This window comes from Candidatus Benthicola sp. (assembly GCF_058719085.1).
In genome coordinates this window covers 1-11,316 of sequence record NZ_JBZQEK010000072.1, presented here as the reverse complement: position 1 = coordinate 11,316, position 11,316 = coordinate 1, and the positions used below count along the sequence as shown (strand labels likewise).

Annotated in this window: 11 protein-coding genes; 5 read left to right on the top strand and 6 right to left on the bottom strand. The window is 67.0% G+C overall.

The window, feature by feature from the left end; translation table 11 throughout:
* The 5 genes from AC36XV_RS05830 to AC36XV_RS05810 all read right to left on the bottom strand — a co-directional run.
* Positions 1 to 310 (bottom strand): RNA polymerase sigma factor (locus AC36XV_RS05830; RefSeq protein ID WP_492202743.1); only part of this gene is annotated, 310 nt, incomplete at its 3' end.
* Between the two features lie 93 nt (positions 311 to 403).
* On the bottom strand, positions 404 to 1,297 hold the full coding sequence (locus AC36XV_RS05825; RefSeq protein ID WP_492202742.1) for a phosphatase PAP2 family protein: 894 nt from the start codon (positions 1,295 to 1,297) through the stop codon (positions 404 to 406).
* Entirely contained in the window at positions 1,294 to 2,289 is a 996-nt protein-coding gene (locus AC36XV_RS05820; RefSeq protein ID WP_492202741.1) for an NAD-dependent epimerase/dehydratase family protein, read from the bottom strand. The genes AC36XV_RS05825 and AC36XV_RS05820 overlap by 4 nt, the downstream gene beginning before the upstream one ends.
* Positions 2,290 to 2,294: 5 nt before the next feature.
* Positions 2,295 to 3,428 carry an N-acetyltransferase gene (locus AC36XV_RS05815; RefSeq protein ID WP_492202740.1) on the bottom strand — a complete coding sequence of 378 codons (1,134 nt, stop codon included), beginning with the start codon at positions 3,426 to 3,428 and terminating at the stop codon, positions 2,295 to 2,297.
* Positions 3,425 to 4,627: an aminotransferase class I/II-fold pyridoxal phosphate-dependent enzyme gene (locus AC36XV_RS05810; RefSeq protein WP_492202739.1), complete on the bottom strand. Its 1,203-nt coding sequence runs from the start codon at positions 4,625 to 4,627 to the stop codon at positions 3,425 to 3,427. The genes AC36XV_RS05815 and AC36XV_RS05810 overlap by 4 nt, the downstream gene beginning before the upstream one ends.
* A gap of 191 nt (positions 4,628 to 4,818) precedes the next feature.
* On the opposite strand from AC36XV_RS05810, the gene AC36XV_RS05805 reads away from it, so the two are divergent.
* The 3 genes from AC36XV_RS05805 (at position 4,819) to AC36XV_RS05795 (ending at position 8,121) form a co-directional block, all read left to right on the top strand.
* Complete coding sequence (locus tag AC36XV_RS05805; RefSeq protein ID WP_492202738.1) at positions 4,819 to 5,907, top strand: M23 family metallopeptidase; 1,089 nt, start codon at positions 4,819 to 4,821, stop codon at positions 5,905 to 5,907.
* A gap of 219 nt (positions 5,908 to 6,126) precedes the next feature.
* Entirely contained in the window at positions 6,127 to 7,770 is a 1,644-nt protein-coding gene (locus tag AC36XV_RS05800; RefSeq protein ID WP_492202737.1) for a DUF3376 domain-containing protein, read from the top strand.
* Between the two features lie 21 nt (positions 7,771 to 7,791).
* Positions 7,792 to 8,121 (top strand): lipopolysaccharide assembly protein LapA domain-containing protein, encoded by a 330-nt coding sequence (locus AC36XV_RS05795; protein WP_492202736.1) that lies wholly within the window; start codon positions 7,792 to 7,794, stop codon positions 8,119 to 8,121.
* Here the strand turns inward: AC36XV_RS05795 and AC36XV_RS05790 are convergent.
* Positions 8,118 to 10,133, bottom strand: coding sequence for an aconitase family protein (locus tag AC36XV_RS05790; protein ID WP_492202735.1), 2,016 nt, complete (start codon positions 10,131 to 10,133; stop codon positions 8,118 to 8,120). The two genes, AC36XV_RS05795 and AC36XV_RS05790, sit on opposite strands and share 4 nt — an antisense overlap.
* A gap of 263 nt (positions 10,134 to 10,396) precedes the next feature.
* Between AC36XV_RS05790 and AC36XV_RS05785 the strand changes: the two genes are divergently transcribed.
* Positions 10,397 to 10,999 carry an OmpA family protein gene (locus AC36XV_RS05785; RefSeq protein WP_492202734.1) on the top strand — a complete coding sequence of 201 codons (603 nt, stop codon included), beginning with the start codon at positions 10,397 to 10,399 and terminating at the stop codon, positions 10,997 to 10,999.
* Positions 11,000 to 11,034: 35 nt separating this feature from the next.
* Positions 11,035 to 11,316 (top strand): tRNA-binding protein (locus AC36XV_RS05780; protein ID WP_492202733.1); only part of this gene is annotated, 282 nt, incomplete at its 3' end.

The following is an 11,316-nucleotide window of genomic DNA, read 5'->3' as shown; positions in this document are numbered from 1 at the left end:
GGGGCGGCCCTGATCGCCGCTCAGCCGTCGCCTCGACGGTCGGCCGCTTGTTCTGCCGCCGCAGGCGATTCAACGCGGAGTTCACCGCGAGCCGGTGCATCCAGGTGCCGAACGAGGACTCCCCGCGGAACAGGTGCAGCTTCTCGAACGCGCGCACCCACGCGTCCTGGGACACGTCCTCCGCCAGGTGGTCGTCGCCGACCATCCTCCGAACCACGGAGTACACGCGGCCGCTGTGCGCCGTGTACAGGGCTTCCATCGCGCGGCGATCGCCCTCCCGGGCCGCCGCGATCAGCTGAGCGTCAGACATTCGCCTCGATTCTCATGATCACCGGTATTTGGACGGGTGAGATGGCGACACGGTTGCCTTCGGGGTGGTTTCGGCCGCTTTGCGCCCGGGGGGTCAGCTCCCCTCGGGACCGCTCTCCAGGCGCTTCATCAGCCATGGCGTCGCGAGGTAGGCCGAAATCGCCACGACCAGCCCCACGGCGGCATCGATCCCGTAGTGGAACCGCCCGTATACCGTTCCGAGGGTGAGAGACACCGCGAACGGCGCCATGATCCAGAAGACGCGTTTGCTTTCGCGTCCGGTGGCGAACCAGGCCGACATCGTCGCCGCGACATGGGAGGAAGGGAAGGCCGTCCCCTTGGAGGAACCCGACTCGAGAATCGTGTGCACCAACGCGAAGGTCGGGCCCGACGGACCGTCGCCCGCGATGGTCGGAAAATCGTACCGGGGGCCCGCCACCGGGAAGACGGAGAAGCACACGTAGCAGATGAAGAAGGCCAGCGCGATCGTGAACGAGGCCCGTTCGAGGGCCCGTGGACCCTTGAGAAGGTACGCGGTGGCCGCCGCCCCCGGCACGATGAAGTAGTAGGAGAAGTACCCGATGTGCAGCATCTCGGAGAACCAGAGCTGTCCGATGCTCTCGCTGAAGCGCATGGCGAGCTGGCTCCCGAACAGCAGCTCCTCCCAGTGCATCACCGTGGCGTCGAAATAGCCGGTCACGTGCAGCTGGTTCAGCGGCGCCAGCTCGAGATAGAGAATCGGGGTGAGCGCGACCGGATAGAACAGGCGGAAGAAGACGGCGAGTCCGTGCTTCGGCAGCGGCAAGGTCGCAGCCCACGCGATCAGGCCTACCGCGCCGACGTGGAGCGCCGCAATCAGCAGACCGGTGCCGGAAAGACTCGTCAGGGCGACGATCGCCGTAGCGGTGAGGTACGCCTGGGTGAGGTAGTCCACCGCCAGCGGTCCACGCATCGCCATGTCCGTTTCCGACCGGAAACCCTTGATCAACGCAGCCACCCCTGTTCGCGGTACCAGCGTCCCGTACGGACCATCGCCTCTCGAAGCCGCGTCGTGGCGCTCCACCCGAGCGCCTTCTCCGCCAGGCGCGGATCGGCCGTCCAGTCGAACCTGGCCAGGTCGTCGGCGGTACGGCGATCGAACTGCGGTGGAATCCCGAACAGTCTCGCCGCCGTCTCCGTGAGCGCTCCTCCCAGCTGCCAGACGGGGGTAGGCACGCGCACCAGGCGGACGGGCTTGCCGACGGCTTCGGCGAGCGCCTCCCCCATCGCCGTCCACGACACGATTTCCGAACCCACGAGAGGCACGGGCTCGAGCTCGACATCGGGGCGCGAGGCCGCCCGCACCACCGCCTCGGCCACGTCCTTCACGTACACGGGCTGCAGGCGCCCCTTTCCGGTGGGAACCGGAAGCACGCCCGCCCTCGCCACTTTGAACAGGCTCAGCGAGTCCTCGTCCCTCGGTCCGTAGATGCCTCCCGGCCGCAGGATCGCGCCCTGCATCGCCCCACCCGCGCCAGCGAGCACCTGAAAGAGTCTTCGCTCGCCGGCAAGTTTGCTCTCTCCGTACGGGCTCCGCGGGCGATCGCCGACCGGACCCTGCTTCACAGCGCGGTCGGGTCCGCGCGCGGCCAGGCTGCTCACGAGGACGAAGCGGTGTACGCCGGCGGCTGCCGCGGCCGCGGCCAGGGCCTCGGTTCCTTCCGCGTTCACGCGATGGAACTCCGCGTCGGAGCTCGCGCGAGTCACCCCGGCGGCATGAACCACGACCTCCACTTCTTCGAGGACCCGGGAGAGGTCCTCGGGTGACCGCAGGTCCACGGTGACGCGTTCGACGGGAAGGGTTTCGATCCAGCGAAGGCTGCTCGTCTCACGAACGGTGCAGCGCACGGTCCATCCCTCGGCGACGAGGGCGTCCGCCACGTGGCTCCCGAGAAAGCCCGTGGCGCCCGTGAGGAGTACGGTCCGGCCGGGCTCGGGCACCGGACTCAGAGGTCCCGGTCGTACATGCGGTACCGTTTGTACACTTTGCAGCCGATCTTCTCGAGCGGTTTCCGCATGGCCCAGTTGTGCTCGAGGATCCACCCGAACTCTCCCTCCGTCATCCCCTTGGCTGCACCTTCGCGGAAGATCCGGAGATAGAGGAGGTTGTCGATCCCCTTGTGCCGGTACTCCTCGATCAGGCCGAGGGTGAGGACGCGGCACATGTCGATACTCTTCGCCCGACGAAGAACCTTGAGGAGGCCGAAGGGAAAGAGCCTGCCCTTCGCCTCGATCAGGGCCTGGTTGTAGTCCTTGAGCCACAGAGCGAACCCGATCGGATCGCCCTCTTCGTTCTCCGCGAAGATGACCTGCTCGGGGTCCCGCATCACGGCCGTCTTCAACTCCTTGGCCATGAACCGGATCTCCGCGTCCGTCATCGGCACGAAGCCCCAGTTCTTCTCCCAGGCCTTGTTGTAGACGTACAGGACCCGGTCGAGCTCCTCGTCGAATCGCTCCTTCCGCAGGGTGCGGAGCGAGACCTTCAGCCGCTTGGACAACCGCTCCTCGACCTTGAGCAGGTAGTCCGGCGGCATGTTGTTGTCGAGATGATAGGCGACCATGTCCATCGCGGAATGGAAGCCGGCGTTCAGGATCAGGTCTTCGTAGTACTCCGGGTTGTACGGCATCATGATGGCGGGAGGTCGGTCGAACCCCTGAACCAGCAGAGCGGCCTGCTCGTTGGTGGAGAAGTTCGCCGGGCCGCGGATCACTTCGAGCCCACGCTCCCGCACCCAGTCGGCAGCCGTGTCGAGCAGGGCGTTTGCCACCTTCTGCTCATCGATGCACTCGAAGAAGCCGAAGAAGCCGACGGGCTCGTCGTGGTACCTGACGTGGTTTCGGTTGTGGATCGCCACGATGCGACCGACCGTCTGGTCGCCATCGAGCGCGATGAACGACTGGATCTCGGAGTGCTTGTGGAACGGGTGCCTGTCCCGGTCGAACATGACCTTCATGTCGCGCAGGAGGGGCGCCACCCAGTTCGGGTCACCCTCGTAGATCCGATACGGCAGGTCGAGGAATTGGCGGAATTCTCTCTTGCCGTCGGCCGGGATGACTCGCACGTCCGGCGATCCGGTCACGCGACCTCGATCCCGTGGCCGAGCACCCCGTACTTCTTCCCCACCCGCTCGAGTTGCTCGAGCACGAAGTCCAGCTGGTCGTCGGTGTGCGTGGCCATGTAGCTGGTGCGCAGACGGCAGCTGCCGTCCGGAACGGCCGGCGGCACGACGGGGTTCGTGAACACTCCGCTGTCGAACAGGTCCCTCCACAGAACGAACGTCTTTTCCATCGGGCCGATCAGGATCGGGATCACGGGCGTCTCCGTGGGGCCGATGTCGAACCCCATGGCGCTCAGCTCCTTCATCATCCGGCGCGTGTTCGCCCAAAGCCGCTCTTGACGCTCGGGCTCGATGCGGATGATCTCGAGAGCCTTGATCACCGTGGCCACGGCCGCCGGCGGCATGCTCGCACTGAAGATCAATGCCCGCGCGTTGTTACGCAGGTAGTCGATCACCTCGGCATTGGCGGCCACGAAGCCGCCGATGGAGGCGAGGGATTTGCTGAACGTTCCGGTGATGAGATCGACCTCGTCCGTGAGATCGAAGTGCGCCGCGGTTCCCGCGCCGTGCGGGCCGAGAACGCCGAGAGAATGGGCGTCGTCCACCATCACCGCCGCACCGTATTCGTGGGCGAGCGGTATGAGGGTCGGGAGGTCGGCGATGTCTCCTTCCATGCTGTACACGCCGTCGACCACGATCATCTTGCCGCGACCGCGGTCCGCCGCCTCGAGCAGCTTCTTCAGGTGCTCGTAGTCGGCGTGGCGAAACCGCTGGATCTCGCCGAAGCCGAGGCGGGCACCGTCCTGAATGCAGGCGTGGTCGAGCTTGTCGAGGAAGACCGTGTCGTTTCGGCCGATCAGGGCACCGATCGAGCCCAGATTCGTCTGGTACCCGGTGCTGAAGACCAGCGCTGCTTCCTTCCCGACGAAGTCAGCCAGGTCTTCTTCCAGCTGATCGTGCAGATCCAGGTTCCCGTTGAGAAACCGGCTGCCCGTGTTTCCACTGCCGTACTTGTCGAGCGCCTGCTTGGCGGCTTCGATGATCCGGGGATCGTGCGTGAGTCCCATGTAGTTGTTGGAACCCACCATGACCTTGCGATGGCCGTCGATGACGACCTCGGTATCGGCCGATGCCTCGATCCTCTGGAAGTACGGATACAGCCCCGCTGCCCGAAGATCGCGGGCGACGTGGAAGTTCGCGCACTTCTCGAACACTTGCATGCTATGGCGGCCCCTGCGCGGGTAGCGGAACGCGGACTGCGGAATCACAGCCTCGACCAGCGAAAAAAGGTACCCGCGGAATCCGTGACGAGCAAGGAAGTTGCCCGTCGTGTAGCGGCTCGCGGCCCTGTCCGACCGTTGTCTCCGCCGCCTCCTTGCCAGCCGATCCGGGGGGCATCATCGTGCCGCCTATGAGTCGACTCGAACGGCCGGAGTGGATCCGGAATGGGCTGCTCGCCCTGTTTCTCATCGCCTTCGGCGGTGGCTGCGCCACGTCCACTCAGACGGTGGCCCGCGGCACCGAGGGCGAGCTCACGGCTCTCGGATCGGAGGCCGGCCGCGAAGCCGCCGCCGACTCGGCCGTGGCGGACTCGGCCGCCGTCGATTCCGTCGCAGCGGCCGGCCTCGACTTCGACTCGCTGGTGGCGGTCATTCGGGCCGAGGCCGCTGAGCCGCGGGCGCGCTCCGCCCTTCCCGTCGGCGTCACCTGGACCCCCGCGGGCGTCGTGGAGGGATCGGCGGTCTCGTTTCGGATCCACGTGGTGCGCGGGGGCCTCGAGCCGGAAGCGGTGGTCGGACGCCTGGCCGGTCACGTGGTGCGCTTCGGTCGCCTGGACGGTGTCTGGTTGGGCTTCGCGGCAGTCCCGATCGGAGTCCATGGGCCGGAGCGACTTCAGCTGGAGATTCGCTTCCCGAACGGAGAAGTCGGCGAACAGACGATCGATCTGGACGTGGCGGCCCGGGTTTGGGACACGACCTCGTTGAGCGTCGCACCGCGTTTCTCGTCACCGCCACCCGAGGTCCAGGAGCGCATCGCTCGCGATCGAGAGCGCCTGCGTTCGATCCTCGACTCGGCTTCGAGCGAGTGGCTCCTGGACGGCCCGTTCGAACCGCCGAGGCCGTTCGACGTGACGGCCGAGTTCGGCCAGGAGCGCGTGTTCAACGGGGAGCTCCAGAGCCGGCACACCGGACTGGACCTCAGGGGGCAGGTCGGAGCCCCGGTGCGGGCCGCCGGCAGGGGGCGAGTCGTGCTGGCGGAGGATCTCTATTTCTCGGGAAACGGCGTGATCCTGGACCACGGCCTCGGCGTGTACTCGGGCTACTTCCACCTCTCCGAGGTGCTGGTGAAGGAGGGCGACGTGGTGGAAGCCGGTGATCTGGTCGGACGGGCCGGGGCCACGGGCAGGGTCACCGGGCCGCACCTTCACTGGTCACTGTGGGTCGACGGAGTCGGTCAGGACGCGGGGAGTCTGCTGCAGATGGAAATCCCCGGCACGTGAAAAAGAAGTGGCCGCCTGGCGGCTCCGGCACGTGACGGCGAGGCTCATACCGTATCGGCTCGAAACACGTCAGACGGCCACATCGGGGTCGTCACAGCAGGTATACCTCCGCACCCCCCTCGATGGTTCCACTCGACCTGCCCGCCCGCTTCCGCAGCTTGCCCCCGGCCGGGGTCGGGAGCACTTTTCGGCGCGAGCGAAACCCTGACTGGAAGACCAATGACACGGATCGCACTGGTACTCGGCGGCGGCGCTTCTCTCGGCTCCTACATCGGGGGAGCCGTGTCGGAAATCCTGCGCGCCCTGGAAGGAAACCGACGCTCGGACCGCGTCGTGATCGACGTCGTCACCGGCACCTCGGCCGGAGCTCTCAACGCCGCCCTGGTGGCCCGGTGCCTCGCGGTGAACCGGCACCTGTTGCCGTGGATCGAACGGGCGTGGATCGACGCGGCGGACGCCTCCGTTCTCCTCGATCCTGCCCGGCCGCGAAGGGAAGGATGGATGGACGTGACGGTGCTCGAGGAGCTGACCCGGGAACTGGTCGCGGCGCCGCCGTGCACCGACGACGAGCCCTCGCCCGCGGGAGGGGAACCTCTCAGAATCGGCTTCTCCCTCGCCAACCTCTACGGTGTGCCGTATGACCGCCGGTATCGATTCCTCAACGAGCCCGATCGGAAATTCGGGATGCGCGTGCACCGCGACGAAGTGTCGTTCGAGGTCGGATCTGGCGACCGGGCGGCGAGCCCATTGTGGGATGAGATCGCCGATGCGTCCGTAGCGTCGGCCAGCTTTCCGTTCGCGTTTCCCCCGCGCCGCCTGGACCGCCGCCTCGAGGACTACCCGCAGGCGCATCTTCCCGGCGAGCCGGGGGGTCGTATCGGAATGTGGTACGTGGACGGCGGTCTGTTCGACAACGCCCCGCTCGGTCTCGCCCGGGATCTCGTCGAGCGCAGGGCGGACCACAGGACGGAGGATCGCCGTTACCTGTTCGTGGAGCCTGCCCTCGAAGGCGTTGCGCCGATGTCGGTGTCCGATGGCGGCCCCCCCGGGACCGTCGCAGGGATGGCCGCGGCCCTCGCGCGCGCCGTGCTCGGGCAGGGAGCCGCCCGCGATTGGCAGACGGCCAACCGCATCAACGATCGCCTCGAGATCCTCCATACCCTCGTCGACCGACTGCCGGATCTCGCGCCGGAGCTGGCGGACCCCGAGGCGCTCGTGCTGGGTCGCTACATCGGCGAGCTTGCGGAGCACGTGGCGGAGGCCCGGGTGGCGGGAGACGATTCCAGCCAGGCCCCGTCCGGCGACCCGGCGGTGGATTACCTCGACGCAGCCGTGCGCCGGATCGAAGCGGACCCCGTGTATTCTACAGCCATGGAACGGGCTGACTCCCGGGCCGCGCGCGCCCGACTGGCGAAGCTCGTGTTCGTTCTCGAGGCGGCGGCGGGCCTCGAGGCGAAGGACATCCTGCCGCTCCACCTGGTCGCTCCGGCGGCCGAGGGCTCGCTGGCCGGGGACTTCCTCGGGAACTTCGGGGGCTTCTTCAGCCGGGAGTGGAGGGCCAACGACTTCCGTGCCGGCCGTCGGGACGCGCGTCGCATGATCGAGGAAACCCTGTCGGATGTGATCTCGTACGATCCGGGTGACGACGCCGAGTACCGCGTCGACTCGCTGGAGCCGGATTTCGAGGCGATTCCGGCGGCCGGGAAGACCCGGTTGCGCGCGCTCGTGGAAGGCGAGGCGGACCGGATGCTCGCGGAGCTGAGGCCGGGGCCCCTGGCCGCGGCGTTCGGCTGGGCCTGGAAGCCGGTCGTGCGGCGCTGGGCGGCCGACAGGATCATGGCATCGCTGAGAGAAGCCGGCTGACCGACGGAAGGAGGAGGTACCATGGCGGACATGAAGAAGACCCTGCTCTCGCTGCAGCAGGTCTTTCTGCTGCTCGTGGCCGTCGCCGTCGTGTTCTTCGCCTTCCTCAACATGGATCCGGTGACGATCGACCTCTTCTTCACCACGGTCACCACCAGCGTGGCCCTGCTGCTCCTGGTTCCGCTGGCGGCGGGGATGATGCTGGGCTGGGTGGGCGGTCGCCTCCGGGCCCGGAAGAAGGCCAGGACCGGAGGCGAGCTCGGGTCGGGGCCGGCGGAGCTACCGTCCGGTGACCGGAAGGTCGAGAACGTGGACTGGGAGAACCTGGATCTCGACCAGATCGACGTCTAGACTGCGACGGCCTTTCGCTCGAAAGGCACGATCTTTCCCTCGAAGGCGGAAGCGAGCACCGTGTAGGGGCTTGCCAGGTACACCTTCCCCGGTCCGCTGCGGCCCGGGAAGTTGCGGTTGATCGAACTGACGGTCACCGTCTCGACGTCGAAGCTGACGCCCGGCCCCGCGTTGATGCAGGCGCCGCAGCCCGGTGGAAGAACGTCGATCCCCGCCTCGACGAAGAGGTCGTGGTAGCCGCGGTCCCGGGCGAAGCTCTCCACTTCGAGTGACCCGTATTGCAGCCAGGCCTGGACCGCGTCGGGAACCCGCCGGCCCTCGGCGAGAGCGTGACGCACCACCTCCGCCGCCATCTCGATGTCATCCCATTTGGCCCCCGTGCAGGAGCCGGCGTAGACGATGTCCACCGGGACCTCTCGATCGAGCTCGCGGATCGGCACACCGTTCCCCGGGTCGCCAGGGGTGGCGACCATCGGCTGCAGCCTCGACGCATCGATCGTCATCGTCCACTCGTACCCGGCTTCGTCGTCGCTGAACAGGCCCTCCACCCGGGCCTCCGCCTCCGAACGCCCCATCCCGCGGTGGGACACCAGCCACTCGATGGTGACCTCATCGGGCGCCACGATTCCGGTGAACCCGCCCACTTCCGCGGCCATGTTGGTCAGCGTGGCGCGTTCATCGATGCTCAGAGCGCGCACCGCTTCGCCCGTGTACTCGAGAATCTTTCCGATGGCCTCGCCGCCCCTCACATACGGGTGACGGAGGATCTCCAGCATCATGTCCTTCGCCGTGACGTTGTCCGGCTTTCGTCCGGTGATCTCGATCCGAACGGACGGTGGCACGCGCAGGCGCACGTCTCGGGTCGCCCAGGAGTTCACGAGCGCCGTCGTCCCGACGCCGAACGCCACGCACCCGAGAGCCCCGGAGTGGGGGGTGTGGCTGTCGCTCCCGACCACGACCTGCCCGGGCAGCGCGTAGTCGCCCAGCACCTTCACGTGGCAGATGGCCTCCGAGCCGACCCGGTCGGGAAGCTCGCCGTGGAGGCGGATTCCCTGCTGGGCGGCGAACTCGCGCTGCCGATCGTGCAGGCCGTGGGCCGCATCCAGGAGGCCGGTGGCCTTCTTCTCCTCGCTGATGACCTCGTCGAGGAACGCCAGGTGGTCCCGGAAGAAGTAGATGCTCTCCGGGTCGTTGAGCCCCGCACCCTCGCCGGCGAACGCCTCCCAGAAGGTCGAAGCCATGGGGGTCACGTACTCGTGGCTGAAGCGGATGTCCGTCCTGACGAAGCCTGCGTCCCCGGGCGCGACCGCGTCGACCCCGAGCTCGTCGGCCGCGAGATCGGCCACCCAGTGCCGGGCCAGGATCTTCTCTGCCACCGTCATCGGACGCGTCGCGTCGGTCACGACCGCCGGAACCTGGACGAGGCCCTTCAGACGGGCCACCGCATAGTCCAGGAGGCCCCCGTACTCTATGATGTCCCGCTGGATCCGGCCCGCCTCACCGATGAAGCTCTCGAGCGGAATCTCCTCGCCCCGGCGAATGCGGTCGATGAGCGAGAAGTCGGTGGAGGTGAGCATGCCGAGGTTCTCGCAGTTCTCCCGATAGATCCGCTCGATGTTCTCGGCGATCACCACCTGGATTCCCGCGGCTCGCTCGGCGTACGGCGCGGCCTCGCGACTCGACCCCTTGCCGCGGCGTTTCCCGGAGACGGCCGCCACGAACCCGCCGCGGATCACATCCCCTTTTCCGATCGGGTGCTCTCCCTCGCACAGCAGCCCCACGTACGGATACTGGCCCAGCGTCTCATCGTAGTAGTAGCAGACCCAACCCGGCGTGATCTCGTCCGTGCTGATGTCGTTGCGGAGCGGAATCGAAGGATCCCAGTCCAGGTCTTCGCCGGCCAGCTGTCGGCGAATCAGCTCCGGGTCTTCGGTGAGAAAGAGGACCCTTCCCTGGAGCCGCACCGTCTCCGGTCGCTTCTGGACTTCCCTCGCGAGGAGTCTGTCGAGCATTCGCACCACCACTGTGTTCGGTTCATCCGTCCGACGCTGACGTTCCGCGGCCTCAACGCGAAACGCCCCGGATCGGGGGGCCGGTCAATCTATTCGCGACGACCGGTCCCGGCGACCCCGGGCCCGCCACGTCTGCGGCCGGCTTCGAAGGTACACGGGCCGCGAATCGCCGTCCCGGCTCTCCTGCATTATACTCTACGGCCCTCCGGCCGATCGCCGGAGGTTTCGGACGTACCCGTTCATACCGATTCGAGAGGTCAGGCATGCGTTCCGTCTTCGTTCCCATCGCCTGCGTCGCCGCCATCGCGGTCGCCGCCGGCTGTAACAAGGTGAGCCAGGATCAGTTCGATCAGTCGATGGCCCGGATGCAGGCACAGCTGGACGATCAGCAGAAGGGCATCGATGCCAACGCCGCCGGAGTCGAGAAGCTCCAGGCTCAGTTGGACTCCCTGCAGGCGGACCTCGAGGGTCTGGCAGACGAGTACCACGCTCTGGTCGAACGGTACCAGACCCACATCCGGTTCGTGACGCCGGTCAACTTCGACTTCGACTCCGATGACGTGAGACCGGGAGACCAGGAGCTGATCGAGCGTTTCGCACACGTGGTCGCGCACCACTACGCGACCTCCCTCGTCACCGTGCAGGGCTATGCGGACCCCGCGGGTCCGGAGGCCTACAACCTGGCTCTCTCGAAGAAGCGCGCCGAGAACGTCGCCGGTTTTCTGGTCGAGTACGGCCTGTCGGCGGACCTGGTCCGGGCCGTGGGCCTTGGCGAAGCCAACCCGGTGGCGCCCGGCGAGTGGGGTGATTCCGCGGGAGGACTGGAGAACCGGCGCGTCGCGTTCGTGATCGAAACGTCCGGTTGACCCGGAGGACGGACCGAACCGATCGGGGTTCGAGCTTGAGCACCATCGATTGGGATGACTTCGAGAAGGTAGACATCCGCGTCGGAACGATCGTCGACGCGGAGTCTTTTCCACGGGCTCGGAAGCCACTTTACCGATTGCGCATCGACTTCGGACCGGAAATCGGCATTCGGCAGTCGGCCGCCGGGCTCACGGCCCGCTACGCCGTCGATGACCTTCCCGGACGTCAGGTGATCGCCGTGGTGAACCTCGGGGCACGCAATATCGCGGGCTTCGAGTCCCAGTGCCTGACGCTGGGCCTTCCCGATGAATCCGGT